General features: G+C 43.3%; 21 protein-coding genes and 1 tRNA gene. 12 read left to right on the forward strand and 10 right to left on the reverse strand.

All coding sequences use genetic code 11. The features are described 5' to 3' along the window. Positions 1-2 precede the first annotated feature (2 nt). Genes BLQ57_RS16495 through BLQ57_RS16510 form a run of 4 tightly spaced genes read left to right on the forward strand, consistent with a single transcriptional unit; the run spans position 3 to position 7,888 of the window. Positions 3-3,047 (forward strand): efflux RND transporter permease subunit, encoded by a 3,045-nt coding sequence (locus BLQ57_RS16495; protein ID WP_087940661.1) that lies wholly within the window; start codon positions 3-5, stop codon positions 3,045-3,047. Between the two features lies 1 nt (position 3,048). Next, positions 3,049-6,237, forward strand: a complete 3,189-nt coding sequence (locus BLQ57_RS16500; protein WP_087940662.1) for an efflux RND transporter permease subunit — start codon at positions 3,049-3,051, stop codon at positions 6,235-6,237. A gap of 39 nt (positions 6,238-6,276) precedes the next feature. Continuing rightward, positions 6,277-7,398 carry a 6-bladed beta-propeller gene (locus BLQ57_RS16505; RefSeq protein WP_087940663.1) on the forward strand — a complete coding sequence of 374 codons (1,122 nt, stop codon included), beginning with the start codon at positions 6,277-6,279 and terminating at the stop codon, positions 7,396-7,398. After that, on the forward strand, positions 7,379-7,888 hold the full coding sequence (locus BLQ57_RS16510) for a hypothetical protein (protein ID WP_087940664.1): 510 nt from the start codon (positions 7,379-7,381) through the stop codon (positions 7,886-7,888). Before BLQ57_RS16505 ends, BLQ57_RS16510 begins: the two co-directional genes overlap by 20 nt. Position 7,889: 1 nt before the next feature. On the opposite strand, the gene BLQ57_RS16515 is transcribed toward BLQ57_RS16510, so the two are convergent. The 3 genes from BLQ57_RS16515 to BLQ57_RS16525 form a co-directional block, all read right to left on the reverse strand. After that, on the reverse strand, positions 7,890-8,582 hold the full coding sequence (locus BLQ57_RS16515; protein ID WP_139162771.1) for a hypothetical protein: 693 nt from the start codon (positions 8,580-8,582) through the stop codon (positions 7,890-7,892). 78 nt (positions 8,583-8,660) lie between these two features. Further along, on the reverse strand, positions 8,661-9,965 hold the full coding sequence (locus tag BLQ57_RS16520) for a DUF5723 family protein (protein WP_139162772.1): 1,305 nt from the start codon (positions 9,963-9,965) through the stop codon (positions 8,661-8,663). Between the two features lie 12 nt (positions 9,966-9,977). Then, the gene (locus tag BLQ57_RS16525) at positions 9,978-11,984 is read right to left on the reverse strand and encodes an alpha-ketoacid dehydrogenase subunit alpha/beta (protein WP_087940667.1); all 2,007 of its coding nucleotides are present in this window, start codon (positions 11,982-11,984) and stop codon (positions 9,978-9,980) included. Between the two features lie 302 nt (positions 11,985-12,286). Here BLQ57_RS16525 and BLQ57_RS16530 point away from each other — a divergent pair, with 302 nt between their 5' ends. Then, positions 12,287-12,763 (forward strand): DUF6252 domain-containing protein, encoded by a 477-nt coding sequence (locus BLQ57_RS16530; RefSeq protein WP_139162773.1) that lies wholly within the window; start codon positions 12,287-12,289, stop codon positions 12,761-12,763. A gap of 47 nt (positions 12,764-12,810) precedes the next feature. On the opposite strand, the gene BLQ57_RS16535 is transcribed toward BLQ57_RS16530, so the two are convergent. Next, positions 12,811-14,178 (reverse strand): Gfo/Idh/MocA family protein, encoded by a 1,368-nt coding sequence (locus tag BLQ57_RS16535; protein WP_087940669.1) that lies wholly within the window; start codon positions 14,176-14,178, stop codon positions 12,811-12,813. Between the two features lie 107 nt (positions 14,179-14,285). After that, a complete protein-coding gene (locus tag BLQ57_RS16540) occupies positions 14,286-15,017 on the reverse strand; it encodes a nitroreductase family protein (RefSeq protein ID WP_087940670.1) in 732 nt (243 codons plus the stop codon). 93 nt (positions 15,018-15,110) lie between these two features. Between BLQ57_RS16540 and BLQ57_RS16545 the strand changes: the two genes are divergently transcribed. Genes BLQ57_RS16545 through BLQ57_RS16555 form a run of 3 tightly spaced genes read left to right on the forward strand, consistent with a single transcriptional unit; the run spans position 15,111 to position 17,788 of the window. Further along, positions 15,111-16,601 (forward strand): DUF5687 family protein, encoded by a 1,491-nt coding sequence (locus BLQ57_RS16545; RefSeq protein WP_087940671.1) that lies wholly within the window; start codon positions 15,111-15,113, stop codon positions 16,599-16,601. After that, positions 16,598-17,293, forward strand: a complete 696-nt coding sequence (locus tag BLQ57_RS16550; RefSeq protein ID WP_087940672.1) for an ABC transporter ATP-binding protein — start codon at positions 16,598-16,600, stop codon at positions 17,291-17,293. Before BLQ57_RS16545 ends, BLQ57_RS16550 begins: the two co-directional genes overlap by 4 nt. A gap of 48 nt (positions 17,294-17,341) precedes the next feature. Next, the gene (locus BLQ57_RS16555) at positions 17,342-17,788 is read left to right on the forward strand and encodes a hypothetical protein (RefSeq protein WP_139162774.1); all 447 of its coding nucleotides are present in this window, start codon (positions 17,342-17,344) and stop codon (positions 17,786-17,788) included. A gap of 32 nt (positions 17,789-17,820) precedes the next feature. Here BLQ57_RS16555 and BLQ57_RS16560 read toward each other — a convergent pair whose 3' ends face one another. The 5 genes from BLQ57_RS16560 to BLQ57_RS16580 all read right to left on the reverse strand — a co-directional run bounded on the left by BLQ57_RS16560 (position 17,821) and on the right by BLQ57_RS16580 (position 21,093). Then, entirely contained in the window at positions 17,821-19,014 is a 1,194-nt protein-coding gene (locus BLQ57_RS16560) for an ATP-binding protein (protein WP_087940674.1), read from the reverse strand. A gap of 413 nt (positions 19,015-19,427) precedes the next feature. After that, positions 19,428-19,670, reverse strand: coding sequence for a GIY-YIG nuclease family protein (locus BLQ57_RS16565; protein ID WP_087940675.1), 243 nt, complete (start codon positions 19,668-19,670; stop codon positions 19,428-19,430). A 179-nt stretch (positions 19,671-19,849) separates the two neighbouring features. Next, positions 19,850-19,933, reverse strand: a tRNA-Leu gene (locus BLQ57_RS16570). Positions 19,934-20,019: 86 nt separating this feature from the next. Beyond that, complete coding sequence (locus tag BLQ57_RS16575; protein ID WP_087940676.1) at positions 20,020-20,319, reverse strand: putative quinol monooxygenase; 300 nt, start codon at positions 20,317-20,319, stop codon at positions 20,020-20,022. A 3-nt stretch (positions 20,320-20,322) separates the two neighbouring features. Next, positions 20,323-21,093, reverse strand: coding sequence for an SAM hydrolase/SAM-dependent halogenase family protein (locus BLQ57_RS16580; protein WP_087940677.1), 771 nt, complete (start codon positions 21,091-21,093; stop codon positions 20,323-20,325). Between the two features lie 104 nt (positions 21,094-21,197). Here BLQ57_RS16580 and BLQ57_RS16585 point away from each other — a divergent pair, with 104 nt between their 5' ends. From BLQ57_RS16585 to BLQ57_RS16600, 4 genes are all read left to right on the forward strand, one after another. Further along, positions 21,198-22,199, forward strand: coding sequence for a PhoH family protein (locus BLQ57_RS16585; protein WP_087940678.1), 1,002 nt, complete (start codon positions 21,198-21,200; stop codon positions 22,197-22,199). Then, entirely contained in the window at positions 22,156-22,590 is a 435-nt protein-coding gene (locus tag BLQ57_RS16590; protein ID WP_087940679.1) for a GNAT family N-acetyltransferase, read from the forward strand. The genes BLQ57_RS16585 and BLQ57_RS16590 overlap by 44 nt, the downstream gene beginning before the upstream one ends. A gap of 38 nt (positions 22,591-22,628) precedes the next feature. Continuing rightward, a complete protein-coding gene (locus BLQ57_RS16595) occupies positions 22,629-23,201 on the forward strand; it encodes a DUF3575 domain-containing protein (RefSeq protein WP_087940680.1) in 573 nt (190 codons plus the stop codon). 92 nt (positions 23,202-23,293) lie between these two features. Then, the gene (locus tag BLQ57_RS16600; RefSeq protein WP_087940681.1) at positions 23,294-25,222 is read left to right on the forward strand and encodes a ComEC/Rec2 family competence protein; all 1,929 of its coding nucleotides are present in this window, start codon (positions 23,294-23,296) and stop codon (positions 25,220-25,222) included. Positions 25,223-25,238: the final 16 nt, after the last annotated feature.

Below are 25,238 nucleotides of genomic sequence, written 5' to 3' on the forward strand. Positions count from 1 at the left end.
TTATGGTTCGATTTTTACTAGCCCGTCCCATTGCGGTATTTATGACTTTTTTGGCCTTGATGGTCTTTTCCTTCATCGTTTTGCGGATGTTGCCGATTTCTCTGCTTCCTCCTATCGATGTGCCGCAGATTGTAGTTAAAGTCAACTACCCCAACGCTTCCCCTGAGGCCATCGAACAAAATGTGCTAAGTAATATCAGAGAAGAACTAATTACCCTCAACGGACTGGAGGAAATGGACTCTAAGGCTGGTTCGGAAGTCGGGACGATTCGACTCACTTTTGACTACGCTACCCAGATGGAACTTGCATACATCGATGTCAATGAGAAAATCGACCGCATCACCAATTCCCTACCCGAAGGACTCACTCGCCCAGAAGTGATCCGGATCAATACCTCGGACATTCCCGTGGCCCGCGTGCAGGTCATCCCAAAAGAAGGGGTAGATGAGATCGAAGTGAGCCTTCTCGCGGAAAATGTACTGAAGAAAAGAATTGAGCAATTACCAGGGGTTTCGCTAGTCGATATCAATGGGAAAAAAGAGCGGATCATCACAGTGGAGCCTAATGAATCCGCCATCCGAGCCCTTGGAATGAGTCAGCAGAATGTAATCGCTGCGATTCAGGCAGGTAATTCCGAACTTCCGGGAGTCTCTGTGAAAGACGGTCAATTTCGCTATTACCTGCGCTTGGCCACTCGAGTGGATACCCCTAGGGATATCGAATCCCTTCCTGTATCAGCCCCTTCCGGAGCGATAGTTCCTTTGGGAAGATTGGCGAAAGTTTCCTATCAGGCCAAAGAGATGCTTGGCTATCATTTGTTTGGTGAAAACGAGGCCTTGGTCATCACAGTACACAAGCAAGCTGCGGCTAAAATGAACGAGCTTATCCCTGAATTGAAGGCAGCGATCGAGCTTTTCCGGGAGGATTATCCGCAAGTAGATTTTGACCTGACACAGGATCAGTCCAACTTACTCAATGCAGCCATTTCCAATTTGCAAACTTCCCTTCTCTTCGGAGGAATCTTCGCCTTTGGAGTGCTCTTTTTATTTATGAAAAATTACCGCTTGCCGCTGATCATCGGGGTGAGTTTGCCTTCTTCCTTATTGATTTCTTTCTTGGTCTTTTACTTTTTCGATATTTCTATCAATATCATTTCCCTTTCAGGATTGGCCTTGGGCATAGGAATGTTGATTGATAATTCCATTATCGTCTTGGACAATATTACCCGTAAACGTGAAGCAGGACTTTCGCTCTTCGAGTCCTGCGTGGCTGGAGTAGATGAGGTGATGAGTGCATTGATTAGCTCGGTGTTGACTACATTATCGGTATTTGTGCCTTTGGTATTTTTGAGCGGAATATCCGGGGCTTTGTTTTTCGATCAGGCGGTGGCAGTGGCAGCCATTCTCTCGGTTTCTTTGGCGGTAGCTTTTATTCTGCTGCCGATGCTTTATTTTATTTTCTTCAGCAGAAGCAAAAAGGTCGATGATGGTCAGGAGGGGGCATTCTTCCAAAAGATTATGGGCCTCTACGAGAAAGGTTATGCACTCATTTTTGGTCATCGGAAACTAGCCATAGGGATTTTTGCAATTTTGATTCCTTTGGGATTGGGTATTAGTTTGATTTTGGACTCAGAAGGCTTACCGCAAATCGAAAAATTAGATGCCACCTTGGAGGTGGATTGGAATGAGCCCATCTCAGCAACCGAAAACAGAGATCGTGTCACGGTCTTGATGAAAGCGCTCAGCGGACAGTATCAAAAAGCAGAAGCGGATGTAGGCGTCAGACAATTTTTACTCTTTGATGGTGAAAATTCCATTCAGCAATCTTTGCTTTATTTTCTTTTCGCGACTGTGGAGGAGAAAGATCAAATGCTGGCCAATTTGGGAAGCTATCTGGATGAAAATTATCCTGAGGCCAATTACACCTTGGGGGATGCACCCAATGCTTTCGATCAATTATTTAACTCTGCCTTGCCCTATTATGAGGTTCGATGGAAAGATCTCACCTCAAAAGAACCCGTATCGGAAGAGAAAATGGACCCTTGGCTCAGTCAGTTTCCTGTCCCTGACTGGGAGCGAGGGCCAGGATTGCAGAAGGAGGCCTCGGTGGTATTTAGCCTCCGTGCGGATCGATTGGCTACCTATCAGATCGCTGTTGATCAAGTCCAAGAACAACTTTCTCGACTTTTTGGCACCTTTACGATTTCGGATATCCGGCGATTTGGGGAGGTGACACCGATTCGCTTGAAGGAATCAGATAGCCGGTTTGAGGATTTGCTGCGTACTACGCAGATAGGGACTTCAGATTCCACTTATTATACTTTGGGTGAGTTTGTGGATTATCGCTACGAGGACCACTATAAATATGTCACTGCTGACAAGGGAGGGATTTTCCAATCTGTCTTCGTCACCACGCTTAATCCAGATCAGTATAATGCCGATTTTATCCGGTGGGGTGCCGATCGCAACCTTGGGGTGAGCATGGTGGGACAGTACTTTAAAGATCAGGAAAATATCCGGCAGTTGATCGGGATTCTGTTGATCTCTATTCTATTGCTTTATTTTATTCTGGCAGCGCAGTTTGAGAGCTTTATTCAGCCGCTGATCGTGGTTTTGACTTTGCCCTTGGGGATTGGAGGCGCATTTTTGGTGCTGCTATTGGCCGGTTCCTCGCTTAATGTGATGTCTGCCATAGGTTTGGTCGTTATGTTAGGGATCATGGTGAATGATGCGATTCTGAAAATCGACACGATCAATCGCCTTCGTAAGGAATATGTGGAGAGTCCAGAAGTTTCTGCCAATGAAGCCTTGGAAATGGCGATTCATCGGGCTGGTCAGATTCGTCTGAAGCCGATTTTGATGACTTCGATCACGACGATTTTGGCCTTGATTCCCATTATTTTCAGTTCGGGATTGGGAGCGGATTTGCAGCGTCCCTTGGTGTACTCGGTGCTAGGAGGTCTGACTATCGGTACCTTGACGGCCTTGTACTTCGTGCCTTTGGCGTATTGGTTTTTTGTGTCAAAGAAAAAATTGAAGGAGGGATAAGATGACACCATTTCGGGTATTAGTTGCATTTGTAGTATTGGCCATTTTGGGGATTGCAGCTATCCCTTTGTTATCGGTAGATCTCAATCCAAGGGAAAAAGAGCCCGTCCTGACAGTAGGGTATGGAATCCCTAGGAGCTCTCCAGAGATTATCGAAAAACTAGCCACTTCCCCCTTGGAAGGTGCTTTTTCTCAAATCTCAGAGCTGAAAAAAATCACTTCCATCTCCAATTATGACAGGGGGCAGGTTACCCTTCGCTTCGATAAAAAATCCGATATGGAACTGAAGCGATTTGAGGTTTTGTCGCTCATAAGGCAGATTTACCCTCAGTTGGACTCCAGACTTTCCTATCCTACGGTATCCCAAAGCGATCAGGCGAGGACAGATGTCAAGACACCGATTTTGACCTATTCGGTCAATGGTCCTTTTGCAGCTTTTGAGATCAAAAAAATCGCCGAGGACATCATCAAGCCTGCCTTGACTCGCTATGCTGAGGTAGAGGAAGTGTCGGTACGCGGAGCTACTGATTTACAGCTTTACATCACCTTTGACATCCAAAAACTTCAAGCCTACGGGCTGACTCGCTCCCTACTCAATAATCGGATCAATGAGGCTTTTGGTCGGAATTTTCCGGGTTCGGTGTTGAATAATGAAGGAAAAACAATTTTTGTGCAGGTGGATCGATCCCTTCGGGATATGGATCAGCTCGAAAACCTCCGCGTCGCCCAAATCCGAGGTCAGGATGTCCTGCTACGGGACGTGGCCAAATTGACCTTGGAAGAAGCCGAGCCTTCCAGCTACTACCGCATCAATGGTAATAATTCGGTTACGCTGAGTATTTACAATCGAGATGGAGTGAATAAGGTCCTCTTGGCGCAAAATCTAAAGGCTGCTGTAGAAGGGACCAAAGTTTTGCTTCCGGCCGGTTTTGAAGTGCGGATGGAACGGGATGATACCGAATTCCTCGATAAAGAACTGAATAAAATCTACAAGCGATCAGGACTTTCTATTTTGATTTTGATCGTATTTATCTTTTTGATCAATCGTAATTTGAAATACCTTTCGGTACTTTTTCTTGGGATTTTGATCAATCTCAGCCTCTGTGCCATCGTGCTTTATTTCCTCAAGGTAGACATTCACTTGTATTCCTTGGCAGGCTTGACCATTAGTTTTGGGCTGATCGTGGACAATGCCATCATCATGATTGACCACCTGCACAAGCATCGGAATCGTAGGGTGTTTTTAGCACTCTTAGCAGCTTCAATGACGACTATTGCAGCCTTGATGATTGTTTTCTTTCTCCCTGAGGAGGATCAAAAGAACCTAACGGAATTTTCTATCGTGGTCTCTGTGATGTTGGGTATTTCTTTGATTATTGCCTTGTTTTTTACCCCGGCATTTTATGAGGTTTTATTCAAAGAATCTGCCAAAAAGGGGCGTAAACTCAGCATTCCACAATTAAGAAAAAGAGCCAATTCTCTGCGTCGCTATGAAGGCGCAGTAGCTTGGACCGCTCGCTATCGCAAAGTCTTTGTTACCCTGATTATTTTGCTTTTTGGCATTCCGATTTTCTACCTACCGGCGAAGTGGGAAGGGCAGGAATGGTACAATAAAACCGTAGGCAATACCTTCTATCAAGAGGAAGTTCGGCCCTATTTAGACAAGGCGCTTGGCGGGTCCTTGCGGATGTTTGTGAGGGGTGTATTTGAGAAAAGTTCGTATAGAGAGGCAGCAAAAACGAGGCTTTATGTTTCTGCCCGTTTACCTTTTGGCAATACGCTGGATCAGATGGATTTTATCATGCGGGAATTTGAGTCCTACCTAAAGGATGTGGAGGGGATTGATAAGTTTGTGACTAATGTGATTTCCGGACAGCGGGCTCAGATAGAGATTACTTTTAAAGAAGCTTATGAAAACTCGGCTTTGCCCTATCAGCTCAAAGGAAAGCTTTCTGTAAAATCCACTGACTGGAGTGGTGCTCAATGGAATATTTACGGTGTGGGGCAGGGATTTTATACCGGGGCAGGAGGAGAAGGAATACCCTCTTTCAGGGTGACGATGAAGGGTTACAATTTTGACGAATTGGAGCGTCAGTCGGAGATTTTGGCAGAGAAGCTTTTGAAGCATAAGCGAATACAGGAGGTCAATACCAATGAGCGACTGAACTGGAATGAGCAAAAAACAGAGGAGTACGTCCTACGCTTGGATCAAAATCAAATTGCACTGGGTCAGACCAATCAGTTTCAGCTGATCAATACCATGCTGGACCTCAGCAAGCCTCAAGGAGCGACAGGCTCGCTCACATTGGAAGAGAAAAACTACGGCATGGTCATTCGAGAGGCGCGTTCTAATGATTTTAGCAAGTTTGATCTCGAACAGAAAGGTCTAGTTGGAGGATCAGAGCGGATATTTAAAATCTCTGACTTTGGCACCTTGACCAAAGAGACGACTACCAATGCCCTGAATAAAGAGGACCGACAATATATTCGAGCAGTGGCTTTCGAGTACATGGGTTCGGCCAAATTCGGAAATGAATACCTGAATGAGGTCCTGGATGAAATGAAGCAAATCATGCCGATAGGCTATACAGCGGATAAGCAATCCCGGTCTTTCAGCTATGAAAAAGCCAAACGGCAATACTCCCTTTTGGCATTTTTGATCTTAGGGATTTTTATGATTTGTGCGGTACTCTTTGAGAATCTCAAGCAGCCTGTTTACATCATTGCCATCATTCCGATTAGTTTCATTGGGCTGTTTCTGATCTTTTCCCTGTTTGATTTCTACTTCGATCAGGGAGGCTATGCCGCCTTTGTCATGCTGGGCGGATTGGCAGTGAATGCCGGGATTTTTATAGTCAACGACTTGAACAATCGCAGTACAGGAGCCTATAATAGAAATGTACTGAAATCAGTAGCCGGTAAAGCTATTCCAATATTGCTAACTATTCTGTCTACCTGTTTTGGTTTGATCCCTTTCATCATGGAAGGTCAAAATGAAATTTTCTGGTTCTCTTTAGCTATCGGTACTATCGGAGGTTTGATTTTTAGTATGGTCGGGGTATTTTGGGCTTTACCTGTTTTTCTATGGAAGAAAGAAAAAGTAGCTGTAGCTACTGAAGTCGAAGTCAAGGAAAAGAAGGTGCGCGGGAGTAGAAGCTGGAAGTTTTGGAAAAGGAAAAAGGTGGAGTAATCCCCCTCCCTTTTTATCGGTAAATATGAATTCAAAAAAATGATGAGGTATTTTAATTCTTTGCTTTTAGTTCTTGGGTTTTTTGCCTGCACTTCCGAGAAGAACGATGCTGAGGAAGCTGAATTAATTGTTTTGGATGAAATACCCATTCAAAAAAACAAACTGCTGATCGATCAGGCGATTTTGCTGGGTTCGGATAGTCTAGAATTGCTGGGAAGTGAATTGAGGACAGTATTTTCAAAACATGGATTTTTTGTCTCCAATTACAACGGGCCAAAGGCGATACATCACTTTTCTCTCGAGGGGGAGCATCTCGGACGAATCGTGGATGTAGGAGAAGCCCCAGGGCAGGTTTTGCGCTTCGAGGAGTTTTGGGTCAAAGGAGATACCTTGATTTTGAATACAGGGAAGGGAGATCATATCGATTTGAATTTCTTTTCCATTCCTGATCATACCCTCATCAAGACCATAGAAACAGAGGCTTCTGCCTTTTCTTTTTATCCCAATGAGGATGGAAGCTTTTGGTTGTATTCAGGGCTAAACAAAGCAGTGGGGGATTATCGGCTTCAGCGTGTCGATCCGGACGGTAAAATTCTTGAAAAAAGACTGTTTAATGACTTCAGTGATGCCTTGATTCCTTTTACTGAAAAGTCATTTTTTAGAGGAGAAGGTAGGCTTTTGTTTCGAGAGCCGCTATTTCCGGAGATTTACGAGGTGCTAGCAGATACTTTAAAGTTGGCCTACAGAGTTGATTTTGGGAGTTATTCTATCCCTGATGAAATCTGGGAGATAGAAGACCCTTTTGAGCTTTTTGAGCGGCTGAATAAAAACGGGTTTGCGGATGTCTATTCATTTTATGAAAATGAGAAATATTTTATCGCTGATTTGGTTTTGCAGCGTGAGCGGGATTATAAAAAGGAGCTTTTAATCCTTGATCGGATAAATCGAGAAAGCCGAAAAATAGAAATTACCCAAGAACACTTCCCAGAGTATTACTCCCCTTTTGCCTTAGAAGGAGATCGTGTTTTATTTGTGGCTTATGCCCCTGCGCTGATTCAGCGACTAGATCAACTGAACGTGACCGAGGAAGTCCGTGAGCAGTTAAAAGTTTTGGAAGAAGATTCTAACCCGGTGATTTTATATGGCAGGCTGGAGAAATAGTGCCTTGATCGCCTTGCTGATTTTAATTGCCGGATTGATTTTTTGGGTCAATAAAAAGGAAAAACAGGGGAATACAGGTAAAGTCATTCAGCATTGCTTGGACTGTAAATGGTTGTCTTTAGATTCGGCTGCAAGTGCACCTTATTTGGCTGAGGATGGAGAGTTTCAAGTGATCGTTTATAGCCGTAATTTGACTTGGGATCTGGCTACCTTTAATTTGGATTGGAAGGAGGTTTCTGAGAAATTTCCCCAAATTGACATTACTTTTTACTATGGAGGTAAAAGCGAGTCGAAACTGATAGAATGGATGAAAGAAAAAGAATTTTCTTTTCCTGTGGTCTTTGATCCGGAGGATTCTTTTCGGAAGAGAAACTTGGAGGGGAATATGAGCGGAATAGTACTCAATGTCCAAGATGGAAAAGTAATCAGTATGTTGAACCCGAGTTTTGGTGAGGAGTATGAAGTTTTTTTAAAAGGTTGGATGGAGTGACCTAACGAAAAACATCATAGCCGATGATCCCGACCGAAAAAGTCATGTACTGAAGCGGACTTCGTCGGAAATTGTAATCAAAAATACCCTCGTCCGGCAGGTAACTCACATCTCCTTTTTGAAGGAATCGGGCACTGTTTCCGTCTTGGAAAGTACCCCTGAATTCTAATCTCAAATTGTCATTGAGTCCTAGAGGTATTTGAAGTCCCGCTCCAATACGATAGCCTATGGTCCAATCACTGTAATCCATTCCAGTTTCTATGGCTTCCTCGGAGAGAATGGTTTCCCGTATTTTATATCGGGTGTAGAGGAAGTTAGCTCCCATTTGTGCTTCTATAAATGGAGTCAACTTAGTATTTACCGCAGGCAAATAGCGGATCACTACCATACCGGTACCCAAGTTGTTGTTTCTTCTGAGTCGGAGCTCATCGGTAAAGCCCGGATAGAGATCCGTTCTTTTTTCGAGCTTAGAACCGTAAATCCCATATCCTAATTCTAAACCTACTTGAAGAGGGGCAGTTCGAAATTCATAGAGTAGAATCCCTGAGAGTGTAGGGAAAAATAGGGAGCCTGTTTCCTGCTTGAGTTGTCCTACCGGAACAGATCCGTTGAAGTGGCCACCTGCTAGGAAGAATTGGCAAGAGGCCGAGGTGGACACTAAAATTAAACCTAAAACAAAAAATATTTTTTTCATTTCTCTGCTTTTAAACATGCTACGAAAACGAAACACTTTGGTTTTTCTAGGTAGACCTAAAGTTCAGGATATATCGAATTACTTTTTGAAGATAGGTACTCTCAGGCCTAAATAGACGTCGGTGGAGTAAGATTCGTCTGATAAAAGGTTAGTCAAAATCGATCCTGAACCAAAGAGTAAAGGGCCGGCTCTGAATCCCAGTCCCCAGGCCACACCGTCTTGGTATTGTCTAAAACTGAGCGGGGAATAGATGGCGAACCACCTTTTTTCGTAACGGGGATTGACGGTGAAGGTATTGATTAAATTCGAGCTTGGATTTTCACCAGATTCCCGTAAACTCACGGCGGTTTGAAGGCTGACAAAAAGCCCTGAAGTCACAGGGACATCTACAAACGCCCTGAGTGCTGTCGGTAACTGGAAATCTAAGGTTCTTAGCCCCTCTGTTCCCGGATAGTTGTCTGCCAAAACTTCATCTAGGCTTTTATTCTGAAACTCCTCTGAGTTTAAAGTCGCATTCAAGTCATAATTGAAATATGAGCTGTTGTCATAAGAGACTTTTCCTAGGTCTGTTATGGAAACCCCGCCTCTCATTTTATAAGGGAGAGGGGAATTACTTGGAGTAGGAATTTTGAAAGAAATACCCAGGTCAGCACCTATGCCTGAGGATGATAGGTTGAAAGATTCATTCGCAAAGCCTTCGGTGTAGGCATAATCCAATGAACCTGTTGTTGCCAAAGACTTATTGAAAGAAGCATAATTAGCCTGTAGGCTTTGACTGTAACCAAAGACACCACCTGCACCAAGTAAGTATTTCACCGTCACACCTCCAGTCAACTCTAATTTATCGGAATTGATCAGGCTTCTAGCGTAGCTAAGTCCAATTTCTCCCCAAGCATGACCTGTTCCGGAAAGCTCCTCCATTCTGACGCCAAAGTCCGAGTTAATATCGACCGAGGATGCGAGGTCATAAACCTCTCCATCAAGGTTGTAGAGGTTGAAAAAAGTTCTAAATCTGGTAGTGATGGCTAAACCACTCTTTGGGTTTAATTGAAAAAGGGCGGATGGGCCCAAGATATCTACATTTCCAAAAAACTTGTTTTGCGGATTTGGATTTCGGGAGGCATCGGTATCAAAATTAAACCCGTCTCGTATTTGACTTATATCATTTAAATTGACCCCAACATAATCGTTTCCTGTAAAGCCGCTGACTGAAAACAAATTGATGTCCAGATTATAGGCATTATCCCTTGCTAAAGCAGGATTTTCTATCACACCAAAAATCCCAGAGTATTCACTGATTTTACCTCCTACAAAACTTTGAGCGTTCATTTTACCTACAAGGCAAAGCAGTAAAATAGATAGCCCAAATGTAATTTTTTTCATAAAAATAAGAGTTTAATATTCGATTAGGTTTTGTAGTTTAATTTTAAATCTGTTTTCAGGCAAAAACTGCTTCTCCAAATTCGGCGCAAAAGGCACCGGCGTATCCAAGCTACCCTCCCGCATCACGGGCGCATCTAGGTATTCGAAGCAATGCTCGGAAATCCAAGCGCAGATTTCTGCTCCGATTCCACCTGTCAAGCAGTCCTCTTGAAGAAAAATCACTCTTCCGGTTTTCTTGACGGTTGCCCGGACGGCTTCTTTGTCCCAAGGTAAGAGTGTCCGCAAATCCAAAATATCGGCTGAAATCCCCAATTCTTTCACAGCCTTTTTAGCCCAATGAACCCCCATCCCATAAGTAATAATGGACACCTGTTCTCCTTCCTCTACTAACTTGGCTTTTCCAATCTCTAGGGTATAGTACTCATCAGGAATCTCGGAGCTGATAGATCGGTAGAGCCCTTTATGTTCAAAATAGAGGTAAGGATTCGGATCTTCCAAAGCTGCATTTAATAGGCCTTTGGCATCGTAAGGGTTAGAAGGATAGACTATTTTCAGCCCAGGGGTGTGGAAAAACCAGGCTTCATTGGATTGAGAGTGAAAGGGACCAGCAGCCATTCCCGCACCGGTGGGCATACGCACCACCACATCGGCCTTTTGCCCCCATCGATAATGGATTTTCGCCAGATTGTTGACAATTTGATTGAAGCCTACCGAGACAAAGTCTGCAAATTGCATTTCCACCATGGCTTTGTAACCTTTGATAGACAGTCCCAGCCCAGCACCGATGATGGCGCTTTCGCAAAGGGGGGTGTTCCTTACCCGATCTCCACCAAAGGTCTTTTTGAACCCGTCAGTCACTTTAAAAACGCCTCCATATTCGCCGATGTCCTGTCCCATCAGCACGAGGTTTGGGAATTTTTCCATGGATTGCCTCAGGCCATCACTGATGGCATCGACCATGCGCTTTTCTGTGGATTTTTCTGATTTTGGTGATACGATTTCTTGCTCAAAAGGAAAATAAACATCCCTTAATTCTTCCTCAGTATCTGGAGAAATGGACTCTTCGGCAAAGGCTTTTTCCAATCCCTCATTGATTGCTTTTTTAATTTTAGTATTGATCTGAGATTTGGTTTTTTCGTCCAAAAGACCAATCGACTCCAGGTAAACTTCGTAGTTATCCACAGGGTCAAGCTTCGCCCAATCTTCCATGAGTTGCTTAGGTACGTACTTAGTTCCTGAAGCCTCTTCATGACCCCGCATTCTGAAAGTGATGGCTTCTACAAGGACAGGTCTCGGGTTTTTTCGAATATCTGCTGCCAATTCTAAAATGGCCTGATAGACTTCCAGGACATTGTTTCCTTGGATTCGCAGGGTTTCCATTCCGTATCCCGGGCCTTTTTCCGTGAAGTTTTTGAAGGCAAACTGCTCCTCACTTGGCGTAGAAAGTCCGTAGCCATTGTGCTCGATAACAAAAATCACCGGAAGCTTCCACACTGCGGCCACATTGAGTCCCTCATGAAAATCCCCTTCAGAACTAGCACCATCACCCGAAAAGACCAAGCTCACTTTTTCTTCTTGGGCAAGCTTATGGGCTAAAGCAATACCATCAGCAATAGCGAGCTGAGGGCCGAGGTGAGAAATCATCCCCACGATATGATGTGCTATGGACCCGAAGTGAAAGGAGCGGTCGCGACCTTTGGTAAAGCCTGACTTTTTCCCTTGAAACTGAGCAAAAAGTTTTTCCAGAGGGATATTTCTTCCGGTGAAAATCCCCAAATTTCTATGCATGGGCAGGATAAATTCATCTGCTTCCAAGGCTTCTACTGCGCCGATGGATATGGCTTCTTGCCCCCATCCGCTAAACCACTTGGAGATGCGGCCCTGTCGAAGGAGGATGAGCATTTTCTCTTCTATCCGACGAGGGAGAAGGAGCGACTCATAGAGTCGAAGCAAGGTGGCATCTGATAAATTTTTTCGATCAAAGTGAAGGCTTTTGGGCTCAGAATTGACTTGGTGCATAGCAGTAAAATTTCCCAACTAAGGTACGAGAAGCCAAGAAAAACACAAGTGATATTTTCTTGCAAAATGGCCCCGACAAAAGTCGGGGCTAAAAATGTAATGCAAGGAGTTAAAAAGTTTTGCTGTACGATTCAAAATTAGGCAAAAGCCTTTCTGTGACAGGGATTAAGGCGTTAAGCTTGTTTTAATTCTATCGGTCTCAAGCAGAATTCTGTTAATATTTAGGAAATGTTGTCTTGATTTTAGGGCATTTGTCGCATAGAAAAGCTCTTGTTTTCAAGCCATTTTTGAAGAAAAAAGAAATGGAAAAGCTTAATTATCTACTAGTTGTAGGGATGCTCTCATTGTTGTTTTTTTCCTGCCAAGAGGAGGATGATCAGAATCCTTCTGCCGACGGATGCCCTGTGGGTAAAGTTTGTTTTGAGCTAAATGGCTCCGAAGTGGAGGTAGATGCAGTTTGGTACGATATCAATGGACAGCGTACACGCATCTATTATGAAAATGGCTCGGGGACCGCCTACGAAAACATTGAGATAGACTTTTATGGTAGCAGTACGGGGGATTATCCCTTTGTTGATCAAAACTGGGCCGCCGGAGATGCTAGTTTTCAGTATTTCCGAGCAAGTGGAACGGGTGGTGCTAGCGCCTCAAGTGGAACGCTTAAAATCACAGCTATTGGACCTACGGTGAGCGGGACATTTTCCCTATCGGGAGTAGATGCTCAGGGTAATCCTGTTCAGCTTACCAAAGGGGTAATTAACCAAGTACCTGCTGAATAAAAAAGAGCTGTCCATTTTTCAACTTGGACAGCCCTGTTTTTCTTTAATTATACTTGATCAGGCTCCGGATGCTGATAAGGAGCTCTATAGGGCCTTCTCAGTTTGGCGGTGGCTTCCAAGTCTCCAATTACTGTCATGGTCTTGGGATCATATTTGAGTGGTCTTCCTCCGAGTTCCATAGAGATATTGGCTAAAATGCAAGATGCTGTCGAAATATGACCTTCTTCAATATCTGCAATCGGTCGGGAGTTTTTATCGACTGCTTTTAGCCAATCCTTCATGTGAAGTCTAGTGGCCGGAGCGGCATTCAGCTCAATTCGATCTTCTGTGAGGTCTTCCGGATATTCTTCTCGCTCATAGACCACATCGTAATGCTTGGGCTCTGCGCTTTCCTCATAAGGAAAAAAATCGGCTTGCATGGTGCTGCCCGCGAGCATTCCATTTTCTCCATAGATTTTAAATGCCCATGGGTATTCGGGATCGGTAGGATTTCCCCAAGTTCTGTGCTGCCAGACGACATTGAGTTCGGGAAATTCGAAAATCGCAGTCTGTGTATCTGCGATATTGGATTTGCCTTCCTTCTGCACAAAAATCCCACCTGTAGCTGTGACTTGTGTAGGCCATCCTAATTTGAGCATCCATCGCACGGTATCGAGCATGTGCACACACATATCCCCTGTGATGCCGTTACCATATTCCATAAATGTCCGCCACCAGCGAGTATGGGGCAATCCGTCATAAGGTCTTAGAGGGGCAGGCCCTGTCCATAGTTCGTAATTGAAGAAGTCTGGAACGGGCTCCACAGGAGGAGTACCATTGGCGCGCATGTGAAAATAGCAGCAGAGTTCTGCATGGGAGATTTTACCCAAAAGTCCGGTGTCAATGATTTCCTTTTTGGCTGTGATCAAGTGCGGAGTTGACTTGCGCTGGGTTCCTATTTGTACCACACGATCGTATTTTCTGGCTGCTGCCAAAATCGCTTCTCCTTCGACTACATCTACAGAAATGGGCTTTTGCAGGTAGACATGAGCACCAGCCTTTAGCGCATCTATCGCCTGCAAAGCATGCCAGTGATCCGGGGAACCGATTAAGACAAATTCCGGCTTTTCTTCGGCTAGGAGGTCCTGATAATTTTCATAGAGTGCAGGGACTTTTCCTGATTTTTGTCGCTCAGAGACCAGTTGGCCGGCAGCTTCCAGCATATTTTTATCTGGGTCAGCCAGTCCGACTACTTCTACATCTGCTACTTGGATCAGACGAAATAGATCCGATTTTCCATACCATCCGGCTCCTATTAGCGCTACGCGAATGGGACCTTCTTGGTCTTTGAAATTCATGCCAAGCAAGCCAAAGCTCGCCAAGGTCATCATCGCTGAGGAGCCCTTTAAAAAGTCTCTTCGATTAAATTGGTTCATAGGTTTTTGGGTTTGAGGTAAATGTTGTCAACAAATTACAAAAAGCCATCATTACTGCAAATAGCCTTTGGATAGACGGAGGATTTCCATAAGTTTCTTTTGTTAGATTACTTTTGAATGATCAATTCGGAAGAATTTACCCGAAAACGCTCCCCATAGATTCCTTCTGGGAGCCCCTTTCCACAGCCGATAATCATCGCAATTTCTGCCCCTTGGGGTAGGTCGAGCAGTTTTTTGACCCTTATAGAATCGAAACCTTCCATGGGGCAGGTATCGTAACCTACAGCTTTCATCCCCAGCATAAATGTCATCGCTGCTAGGGATGCACTTTTATGTACCGAAATCCGAACCTCCGTTTCGCCGACCTCACGGACCATAGGCCTCCGAAGTCCCACCCACCAGGCAATGAGTTTTTTGATCCAAGACCAGCCGGGAAACTTAGAATAAAGCTTTGGGATGAGGTTTTTGTAATAATTTTTGGCCTGACGGACTTTTTTCTCGGTTTGGTTTTGAGTGCTTGAGGAAAGGTATTGATAGTTGGCCTCGGCTCGTGATTTCCAGAGGTCCCTGCGGGTAATGACCACGACGAGTTCCCGAGCAGTAGTCGCTGCCTTCTGTCGCATGCAAAGCTGTGCGAGGGGATCTTTGAGCGGGGAAGACTCGGGAATCCGGATCAATTGATACAGCTGAAGGTTGGAGCTGTTAGGGGAGAGGATAGCGGACCGAAGGCATTTTTCTACCAAATCATGGTCAAAAGGCTCCTCCTGATCAAAGATCCTCACCGACCTTCGCTGCTCGACTACATCAAAAAATCCTAATTCCTGTCTCAGTTCCTGCATTTATCCGATTTTTTTTTGGATAGGCTAAAGTCAAATGTAAGCTTTATCCTTATTTTCACGCAAATAAAAACTTGTTCTATCAACTAAAGCGCTATGTTTTTTGAATTAATCCGGCTGCAAATTCTTAAAAGTTTTCGGTCCACCTCCAGGGCAAAAAGTATTCTAACGAATATTTTCTTGGGCTTCATTATCCTTCTCTTGTTGAGCTACGTGGTGATTGCGGGGCTCTTTCTCCAGGAAATCATCAAAGCATTATCCGGTGAGGTGGATCCCCTTGAGATCCTAAATGGCTATTTGATTTTTTTCTTCCTCACGGAGTTTATGTATCGATATTTTCTTCAGAGCCTGCCTGTGGTCGACTTGGAGAGCCTACTCCATTTGCCGATTGGAAAGCGTCGTATCATTCACGTCTTATTGCTGAGGAGCTTTATTTCTCCGATTAACCTGATCGCATTGCTGTTATTTACTCCTTTTGCTGTTCAGGTGATTTTATCTGAATTTGGCGGAATAGCCATGTGGGGCTGGCTAGGAGCGATTGTGCTTAGCAGCTGGATTCTGCATTGGTTTATGCTTTGGTTTAAGCAGCGGTTTGAGGACAGTACTATCGGGCTACTTGTAGTGATTGCGGTATTGCTGCTAGGAGCGGGATCCAATTATTTGGGTTGGTTTAATCTTGGGGAGATCATGAAGCCTGTTTTTGATTATTCCATTCAAAGTCCGCTGCCATTGATTGGCTTGGTGGTGCTTTTAGGGGTGAGCTATTGGTTGTGTTATCAATATCATGTGCAAAATGCCTATTTGGAAGATTTGGCTGGAGGGCAGGAGGAAGTCCGTACTTCAGGTCAGACGATTGGCTTTTTTGCACGGTTTGGACTGGCAGGAGAAATGGCAAATTTAGAATGGAAACTGATCGTCCGACATAAGAAAAGCCGGACGTATTTGATGCTATCCGCTTTCTTTTTGCTTTATGGTCTGATCTTTTACACCAATCCTGCTTATGCTTCAGAGACAGGGATTTCTACGATTTTTATATTTGTGGGAGTCTTTATTACCGGGATTTTCATGATTCAGTATGGACAGCTTTTTTTGAGTTGGAATTCATCGAGTTTTGATTTTTTCCTGAATAAAAAAGGGGGAGTGGAAGCTTTGATTAGAGGGAAATACCTCCTCTTCATTTCAGTTTCTGTGATTTGCTTCTTGGCTTCCGTGCCCTATGTTTATTTTGGTTGGCAGATTTTGATGGTTCACTTAGCTACCTTTCTTTTCAATGTAGGATTTCTGATTCATGTGATTATTTATTTGGCACTCTGGAAACCGAAACCCATGGATTTGGATAAGGGAGCGATGTTTAATTATGAAGGAGTGGGTGCTGCCCAGTGGCTGATGGTCATCCCGATGATGGTTTTGCCTTATCTGATTTATTTGCCATTTTCCCTTTTGATCAGTGATTATGCGGGACTGATTGCCTTGTCAGTGGTAGGCCTTATCGGGATAGTGGCTTACAAACCGCTCAGTAAAATCAATATCGAACGAGTATATAAAAATCAATACGAAATTTCATCATCTTTTAGACAGGAGCTATGATCAGTGTAAAAAATTTAAAAAAGCAATACAAGGAAACCGTCGTGTTGGATGTGGAGAGTTTGGAAATCCCCAAATCAGAATGTTTTGGTTTGGTGGGAAACAACGGGGCTGGAAAAACGACACTTTTTCGCATTATGTTAGATTTGGTTCGGGCTACTTCCGGCAATGTCGAGATCAGTGGTACTGATGTCAGCAAATCAGAAGAATGGAAGAAGACCACCGGAGCTTATCTCGACGAGCACATGCTACTAAGCTATTTGACAGCAGATGAGTATTTTGAGACGCTTCGCAAAATTTATGGGCTTTCGGAGGCGGATTTGCAGGCACATCTTGACCGATTTACTGAATTGTTTAATGATGAGATCGTGGGAAAGAAAAAATATATCCGTGACCTCTCAAAAGGGAACCTAAAGAAAGTAGGCATAGCCGCAGCCCTGATGGGAAATCCTGAGGTGGTATTTCTGGACGAGCCTTTCGAAAACTTAGACCCTAGCTCGCAGGTGCGTCTGAAAAAATTAATCCTACGGGAAAAAGAAAGCTCTCAAATCACCTTTTTGATTTCCTCCCATGACTTGAATCATGTGACAGAAATCTGCGACCGGATTGTCTTGCTGGAAAAAGGAAAAATCATCCGAGATCTCCGCGAAAAAGCCGAGATGATGCGGGAGTTGGAGGAATATTTTGTGGGGTAGGAGAAAGTGTGATTTTTTCTGATGACAGAGCTTCTTAAATTATCCACAATGAAAAAATACGTACAACATTTATTAGATGACATCAGAAATGCGCATCGTCCAGCCGATTACTTCGAAAAAGCAGAATCAAGTGTAATAAGTGAGGAGGATGAATTAGATGAGCATTTTGCAGAAGTGGACCGGTATTTAAACCTAGAAGCGGAACCTAATTTTTCAAGTTATTGTGGGTTGAAAAAAGAGATGTTTCCCCCCTCGGATTATTATGATCTAAAAGAGCTTCAAAAAGTAAACATTGAATTCCAACAAATGATGAGATCCTGGAATTTGGAAATAGATTTGCCCAAGAATTTTCCGCCGGAGAGAGCGTATGAATTAATGTTGGGGATCTTAGATCGGTCGGTGTTAGTAGGGAAATATGGCTTCCAACATTTTGATTTTTGCACGGGCAACCCTGAAGGCTGTGAACTTAAGGAGTATTGCCCATGCATTGAATAGTTGAAGGAACTCTAGTGTTTTCTTAAAAACCATCAGTTGTTTTCATTTTCAAGCAATGCCAAAAAATCCTTGAGCCCAATCACCTCTGTCATTCCTTTGATTTGAAACCTTTCTGTCCCTGAGTAAATGACAAATTTTCGGGTAGCTGCTATATCTTCACAGGCTTTGTGAAAGCCAGAGGAAATTGATGGAGCGATTGATCTTTTAATCTCAATTGCCCAAACTTCTCGATGTCCTTTTTCTAAAATCAAATCGATTTCAGTTTGGTTGCTGGATCGGTAGAAACTAGCTGTCCATTGATTAGAAATCGAGTTGAGGATGTTTTCCGCCACAAAGCCTTCCCAGCTCGCCCCTAGTATAGGGTGACCAAATAATTGCTCAAAATTGTGAATACGCAGTAGATTATGTAGTAAACCAGAATCTCGGATATAAATTTTGGGGGATTTGACGAGTCTTTTTTTTGTATTACCGGCCCAAGGCTGCAACTGCCTAATCATGAAGAAATCCTGAAGGATATCAAGATAAGTCCTGGCAGTAGTATGACTGACCTCTAAGCTTTTTCCAATATCGCTAAGATTAGCTTGCTGACTATGAAAATGCGCCAGCATGGTCCAAAATCGCTTCATTCGAGTGGCTGATACTTGTGGACCAAACAAGGGGATGTCTTTTTCCACATAGGTGGTGATAAAGTCATGTCTCCAATTCCAGCTTTCCTGATCGGATTCTGCCAAGTAGCTATCAGGGAAACCTCCTCGAAACCACAATTTCTCTGGATTGAAACCCCAATGGTCATCTTGGTAAAGCTCTTGAAAAGTAAAGGGGGGGAGTTCTAAGTAGCGAATCCTTCCAGCTAAGGTTTCTGAAGATTGTTGAAGTAGATCTTTTGATGCAGACCCTAATAAAAGAAAGTGTCCAGCCTTTTCTCCATTTCTTTTTCGGATATCAACCAAACTTCGGATAATTCGGAATAAATCAGCCTTTCGCTGAACCTCATCGATTACCAACAATTGATTGTTGAACCTTTGAAGGTAGCTTTCCGGATCATCGAGTTTGGCTAGGTCTGAATCTAGCTCAAGGTCTAAGTAGTGGACTGGCTTTTCCAAAAGAGGTCTGGCAAATTCGAGCGCTAAGGTAGTTTTTCCTACTTGTCGTGGACCTAAGATGACGACGACTGGTATTGACTTCAGAGATTGTATCAGCTTATTTTCAAGTGTTCGGCGGATCATATTGATATTGGAATGACTTTCAAATTACATAAAAAATAACCAAAAACCATGCAATTTGAAAGTTTAACTTTCAAATTGCATGGTTTTTAGCTTTAAAATAGGTGATCGGAAAGATTGGAGGAGGAAAAATTTTCTTCAGCCATTTTTTGGCAAAAAACCGTCCTTTCAGCGAGTATTTATATTCCTATACCTGTCTAAGGTTTGGTTTTCATCCATTCGCTACGCTTCATCGGGATAGACTTCTCCTCCGGCAATGGGCACAAAAAAAGGCCCACATTTCTGTGAGCCTTTGCACCCAGGCCTGTCTACCGAAGGTAGGGCCGGAGTCGAATATGCCTTCGGCATGCAGGCCGGCACGAGTGTATCCTCATTGGTGTTTGAGACCAACGCGTCTGTCAATTCTACCCTAGGTGTTATTTAATCTTTTTCAAGAATTCTTTTTCAACACCACTTTTTAGGTATGTCTTCCTTTTTCTAGCTTGTTCTCTAGTTCTAATTATTTCTAAATAAATCATCCGAAATGGAGCAAAAGGCTTAGTAGCTTTGCCTTTTCCAGAGTTATGTTGCTGCAAACGCCTATTTGGATTATCAGTCATACCTACATAGATATAATTCTTTTCAAGGCTTTTGATAGCGTAGACAAAGTATTCAATCATTTTTAAAAATAAGTAAAAACAAAAAAAGGCCCTTCTTTTTGAGAATGAGCTTTATAATGTACACAGACCTGTCTACCGAAGGTAGGGCCGGAGTTCCCGATATCCGCTACGCTTCATCGGGATAGACTTCTCCTACGGCAATGGGCACAAAAAAAGGCCCACATTTCTGTGAGCCTTTGTACCCAGGGCCGGAGTCGAACCGGCACGAGTGTAACCTCATTGGTGTTTGAGACCAACGCGTCTACCAATTCCGCCACCTGGGCATTTCTAACAAGTTTTTGAACTTAAACTTTCCCATTCCTTGCCGAACGGGATGCAAATATGAGTACAAATTTTTTTTCCTACAAACTCAAGGATTCACTTCCTGTATTTTTTTTGAACTGAAGGCTTGTGGTTTTTCAGCAAAAAGACTCTTTGTAAATGCCCAGACCGTTTTAAAAAGCTCAGAATCACGGTATTGATTCAGTGCTTCTTCGCTCTCCCAATACGAATAAGTCATGAAAATATTTTTATGATTTTCATCTTGCCAAAGTTCCAAATGCCGACAGCCCGGGAAATTTCGGATGTGGGCTTTATTTGCTTCGAAATTTTCCAGAAAATCAGGGACACGCTCTTCCACAAATGTCATTCTCACGATTCTGATCAGCATCACTTAGGCGGTAAAGTTGATGTAGATGACTGAATCAAATTTTAGCCCAAGCAATTTCCCCCCTTCACCGTGATTGATGCCTATCTCAAGTAGATTTAGGCTGTTGAAAAAGGCAAAACAATCTCCCGGCTCCACCTGATCGCAATTTTGATGGAGTTTGTCTAGGGTCTCCCTTCCAAATTCAATGCTGAATTTCCCCGGATTTAGTTTTTCAAATAATTCTTTGGTGATATTGGTAATCAGATTACCATAACAATCTACGCGTACCACATGACCGATGATTTGCTCTCGAGTGGCCTTTGGGTTTCGAGGCATCAGTTTTCTAAAGTTGGTCAAAGGACCTCCAAAATCATGTATGGCAGCACCCGAGGCCACTTTTGCGGCTATAGGGGCCAGAATATCCTTGGTGGGAAATGAGGTGTCCTTGAGGTGAATATCGGCAAACTGCACCATGATGCCGGGCTCCTGATCAGCGAGCAAACTGAGGATTCCATTGTTGGGGCCTATAAAAATATGCTCTTCTAGCTTTACCCCGATATAACCTTGAGTCATGGATCCAGTTGTATTGATGGCAACAAGGTGTACCGTGCCTTTGGGGAAGTCTCTGAAGGTAGACCTCAGGATAAAGGCGGCATGCGCCAAATCGAAAGATTCAATTTGATGAGAGATATCGATGATATTCAACTGCGGATTTATAGCCAACATTTTGGCTTTCACTGCAGGTACGTAGTAATCTTTTTCCCCAAAATCTGAGAGGAATGTAACCAATGCCATAGAAGCAAGTCAATTAAAATTATGTACTTTTGTTTGTAGGGGCTAGGGACAAAAATAGAAATTTTATCCGTACGCTTTCAAGCATATTTAATTAAAGAAAAAGTTTGGTAGAAAAAGTAATCACACTGGAAAATGTGCCCTTGACGGAGTTTCTTGGTACGGCCAATGAAAATATCCGACAAGTCGCGCAGGCATTTCCGCAAAGCAAAATCATTTCCCGAGGAAATGAGATTCGTATTCAGGGGGGAGCTCCTGAAATTTTAAGGATTAATAATTTGATTAATTTGCTCCTCGAGCACGTGGATCGATTTGGTCATCTGACTCCAGATAATGTCAAGGATTATCTTGATGTGGAAGGGGTTCCTTTTCAAGAAGCCAATCGGGATCAGGTCATTGTGTTTGGAAACAAAGGACTAGTCATCAAGCCTAAGTCTCCCAATCAACGCAAACTCGTAGAGGCAGCGGCCAAAAATGACTTGGTCTTTGCGCTTGGACCTGCGGGAACAGGCAAAACCTACATTGCTGTTGCCTTGGCTGTTCGGGCATTGAAAAACAGAGAAGTAAAGCGAATTATCATCACTCGACCTGCAGTGGAAGCGGGTGAGAACTTGGGTTTTTTACCGGGGGATTTACAAGAAAAACTTGATCCCTATCTCCGGCCTATCTACGATGCGCTTCAAGATATGGTGCCGCCCGAAAAACTCAAATATTATCAAGAAACCCGAGTGATTGAGATTGCTCCTTTGGCCTACATGAGAGGACGAACGCTTCATGATGCTTTCGTTTTGCTAGATGAGGCGCAAAATACCACTTCAGAGCAAATCAAAATGTTTCTTACCCGTATGGGGCCCAATTCGAAAGTGATCATCACGGGAGATCAGACTCAGGTGGACCTACCTGTGAGACAAAGATCGGGGCTTTCTGAAGCACTGAGAATTCTCAAAGACGTGAAAGGAATAGGCATCGTCAACCTAAGTGGCAAGGATGTCATTCGCCATAAACTGGTCAAAGCTATCATCGAAGCTTACGAAAAAAATCAAGCAGAAAAAGCCCAAGTAAAACATGAGCCTTCTAGTAGAAAAGGTGACCGGGAAGACCGGTCTTGATTTGGCCCTGAAGATTCGGGAGGAAGTTTTTGTCTTTGAGCAAAACGTAGACCCAGAGGCAGAATACGATCAATTTGAGGATGGGTCGAATCACTTTCTTGCCTCTATAAATGGGAAGCCTGTGGGTACTGCACGATGGAGATTTACAGAAAATGGAATCAAACTTGAGCGTTTTGCAGTTATAAAAGAAGCAAGAAGGAAAGGCGTAGGTCAGGCGCTTGTCACCGCTGTCCTGAGGGATATCATGGTGCACCCTGAAGCTCAGGGAAAAAAGCAATACCTGCATGCCCAACTTCAAGCTGTACCGCTTTATTCTAAATTCGGATTTCAAAAAATTGGAGATATTTTTGAAGAGTGCAATATCTTGCATTACAAGATGGAGCGTATATAAGTTTTAAAAAATTATTCGTTGAAATAAACTAACTGATTATGAAAAAGATCATTTTTACTTTTGCCCTGATTTTAAGTTTTGGGTGGATTCAAGCCCAACAGGTGATTTCGAGTAGTGGAAGCACTGTGACTACCTATCGTGGAGATTTCAGTAATGAAGTAAAGCTTAATTTCTTAAACCTGATCGCTTTAGGTTCAATAGAAGCGGGTTATGAAAAATATCTTTCAGAAGATCATTCATTGGACTTTCAGGTTCATATCAATGATCGATTTGGGTACAATTCTCAGGGGAGCGGAAAGAACTACAAAACCAATTCAGTGCAAGCGGCCATGAATTTCTATTTTGGAAATAATCCCAATGGACGTTTTTACCTTTTTCCTTTAGCAAAACTCCGATTTGGGGATTTTGAGGAGCCATCTGACGGAGCGATCATTACTACTAATATGAATGCCTTTATGATAGGTATTGGAGGTGGATATAAATGGGAGTTGTCTCAAAACTTTGCCTTTGGCCCTCATTTGAGCATCGCCAGAAATTTCAGTGATGAAGTGACGGCTCGATTTACCCGAGTAGAACTCAACGCAGGCTTTTCTTTAGGCTATCGTTTTTAAAGCCGATTCTGGATTAAATAGTTTTTAGCCCCGCTTCGGGGCTATTTTTTTGTCTAAGATTTTGTAAATTAAGGTTTAGTCTTTTTCTGATTATGCGGTTTTCTGATTTTCCTTTTTTGCGCTATTTGCCCTTTTTACTCCTTGGGGTCTTTCTTTCAAAGACTGGATGGATCATTCCCTGGCAATGGCCCCTTATCCTGCTGCTAGCTTTGATGTTTTCTTATGGATTTTTGGCATTGAAATCCAAGTCTCCTACCCTGCTTTCGGGTTTGGGTTACCTGCAAATGTTGGTTTTGGGATTTTTCTGTAGTCTCCTTCACTTGCAGTCTAGCCCTGACTGGTCTAAATCCCCTGTAGAGAAAGAGTATATCGCTGAGGTGCAGAACTATGATTTGATCAAGCCCAATTCTTTTGAAAATTTGCTCGAGATCAAATTTGTCAAATCAGACAGTCAATGGCTTTCAGCTTCTGGAAAGGTGCTTATTTACCATCAATCTAACACCATGCTAGAGCCTGGAGAGCTGATTTGGATCCAGAATCCTCCTGAGGAAATCCCTGCAGCCATCAATCCTTATGAGTTTGATTACAGAGGATACCTAGCCAAAAAGGATATAAGGTACCGTCAATTTATAGGGAATGGCTTTAGGCGAATAGATTCTTCTTCAGGTAATAGTTTAAGATTTTGGATGGCACATTGGCGTCAAAAGATGTCGACCATGCTTCGAGAAACTATTCCTGGAGAAAGAGCACAGCAGATAGCGCTTGCTCTACTTTTGGGGCAGAAACAGCAGCTGGATAGAGATACAAAAAAGGCCTATTCGGAAGCCGGTGTGATGCATGTTTTGGCAGTTTCAGGACTGCATGTGGGGATTTTAGTGGGGGTATTGCTTTTATTGATCAAGCCTCTGCGATTGAGCAAAAGAGCCAAAAAAGGCTATTTGATTGGTGTATTGCTGATTATATGGGCCTATGCTATGTTGACGGGAATGGCTCCGTCGGTCATTCGTGCCTCAGTGATGTTTTCTTTGCTGACCCTAGGACAGCTTCGGGAGCGCAAGCCCTCCATATTCAATATTTTGGCTTTTTCAGCGATCTTGATGATAGTGTTTAATCCAGATGTGATTTTCGAGGTTGGCTTTCAGCTGTCCTATACGGCAGTGGCCGGGATAGTATTAATTCAGCCTTTGATCGCTAGACTTTGGATTCCGTCTAATCTTGTTTTGGAATATTTATGGCAGCTTGCAGCTGTGAGTATCGCTGCTCAATTAGCCACTTTTCCTCTATCTGTGTTTTATTTTCACACCTTTCCTACCTGGTTTTTATTGGCGAATATGCTCGTGATTCCCTTGACATTTGTGATTATGCAGCTGGGTATTCCCTTGATGATTTTAGGTTGGATTCCTGCCTTGGGAAAGATTTTAGGCTTTGTATTGGGGCTTTTGCTGGAGCTTGAGATTTGGATACTCGATGGGTTCAAGCTCTTGCCATGGACTGCGATCGATTTTTTGAGTATCTCGATTTACAGTATGCTGCTAATATGGGCTTTCCTATTGCTTTGGGCTGCCTGGGATTCATTTTCTAAGAAGGTCATCATTCGCTTAGCTCTGATTTTAATAGTTGCTTGGGGAGGAATTAATTTTTGGAAGGAACTCCATCGACCGTCGCGACAGGCTGTTTTTTATGCTACGGATTCTGCTTGGTTTGTGGACTTTTGGGAAAATCAAAAACTCCGATCCTGGAACTATCAAGTCAAGGATGAAAGCTTGGATTTTATCATCAAACCTAATCGGATACAGAATCAATGGGCCGTACTTCCCGAACCTTTGATTGGGTTCCAGTCTGCTGCTTCTCAGATTTACTTTCCTGAAGTAGACTTGGAAGTACTTGCCGATCAAAATTTATTTTTTGGTCCTTTGCTTCATAAAGGAAAACTTCAGAAATGGGAAAATGGAGTCTGGCAGGACGAAAATTCAAGGGATAGCCTGAAAGTCCAAGGGGCTGCTTTTCGAATTATTTTTTAGGTTACGTTTTGGCAGA

It is taken from the genome of Algoriphagus faecimaris (assembly GCF_900101705.1).
In the GTDB taxonomy this organism is placed as follows: Bacteria; Bacteroidota; Bacteroidia; order Cytophagales; family Cyclobacteriaceae; genus Algoriphagus; species Algoriphagus faecimaris.

Excerpts from the sequence above, each read along its gene's own strand:
- BLQ57_RS16525 (WP_087940667.1), bottom strand. The coding sequence starts at position 11,984 with ATGCACCAAGTCAATTCTGAGCCCAAAAGCCTTCACTTTGATCGAAAA.
- BLQ57_RS16595 (WP_087940680.1), top strand. The coding sequence starts at position 22,629 with ATGAAAAAGATCATTTTTACTTTTGCCCTGATTTTAAGTTTTGGGTGG.
- BLQ57_RS16555 (WP_139162774.1), top strand. The coding sequence starts at position 17,342 with ATGAAAAAATACGTACAACATTTATTAGATGACATCAGAAATGCGCAT.
- BLQ57_RS16550 (WP_087940672.1), top strand. The coding sequence starts at position 16,598 with ATGATCAGTGTAAAAAATTTAAAAAAGCAATACAAGGAAACCGTCGTG.
- BLQ57_RS16565 (WP_087940675.1), bottom strand. The coding sequence starts at position 19,670 with ATGATTGAATACTTTGTCTACGCTATCAAAAGCCTTGAAAAGAATTAT.
- BLQ57_RS16495 (WP_087940661.1), top strand. The coding sequence starts at position 3 with ATGGTTCGATTTTTACTAGCCCGTCCCATTGCGGTATTTATGACTTTT.
- BLQ57_RS16515 (WP_139162771.1), bottom strand. The coding sequence starts at position 8,582 with ATGAAAAAAATATTTTTTGTTTTAGGTTTAATTTTAGTGTCCACCTCG.
- BLQ57_RS16500 (WP_087940662.1), top strand. The coding sequence starts at position 3,049 with ATGACACCATTTCGGGTATTAGTTGCATTTGTAGTATTGGCCATTTTG.
- BLQ57_RS16560 (WP_087940674.1), bottom strand. The coding sequence starts at position 19,014 with ATGATCCGCCGAACACTTGAAAATAAGCTGATACAATCTCTGAAGTCA.
- BLQ57_RS16520 (WP_139162772.1), bottom strand. The coding sequence starts at position 9,965 with ATGAAAAAAATTACATTTGGGCTATCTATTTTACTGCTTTGCCTTGTA.
- BLQ57_RS16535 (WP_087940669.1), bottom strand. The coding sequence starts at position 14,178 with ATGAACCAATTTAATCGAAGAGACTTTTTAAAGGGCTCCTCAGCGATG.
- BLQ57_RS16575 (WP_087940676.1), bottom strand. The coding sequence starts at position 20,319 with ATGCTGATCAGAATCGTGAGAATGACATTTGTGGAAGAGCGTGTCCCT.
- BLQ57_RS16530 (WP_139162773.1), top strand. The coding sequence starts at position 12,287 with ATGGAAAAGCTTAATTATCTACTAGTTGTAGGGATGCTCTCATTGTTG.
- BLQ57_RS16505 (WP_087940663.1), top strand. The coding sequence starts at position 6,277 with ATGATGAGGTATTTTAATTCTTTGCTTTTAGTTCTTGGGTTTTTTGCC.
- BLQ57_RS16600 (WP_087940681.1), top strand. The coding sequence starts at position 23,294 with ATGCGGTTTTCTGATTTTCCTTTTTTGCGCTATTTGCCCTTTTTACTC.
- BLQ57_RS16510 (WP_087940664.1), top strand. The coding sequence starts at position 7,379 with ATGGCAGGCTGGAGAAATAGTGCCTTGATCGCCTTGCTGATTTTAATT.
- BLQ57_RS16590 (WP_087940679.1), top strand. The coding sequence starts at position 22,156 with ATGAGCCTTCTAGTAGAAAAGGTGACCGGGAAGACCGGTCTTGATTTG.
- BLQ57_RS16545 (WP_087940671.1), top strand. The coding sequence starts at position 15,111 with ATGTTTTTTGAATTAATCCGGCTGCAAATTCTTAAAAGTTTTCGGTCC.
- BLQ57_RS16540 (WP_087940670.1), bottom strand. The coding sequence starts at position 15,017 with ATGCAGGAACTGAGACAGGAATTAGGATTTTTTGATGTAGTCGAGCAG.
- BLQ57_RS16580 (WP_087940677.1), bottom strand. The coding sequence starts at position 21,093 with ATGGCATTGGTTACATTCCTCTCAGATTTTGGGGAAAAAGATTACTAC.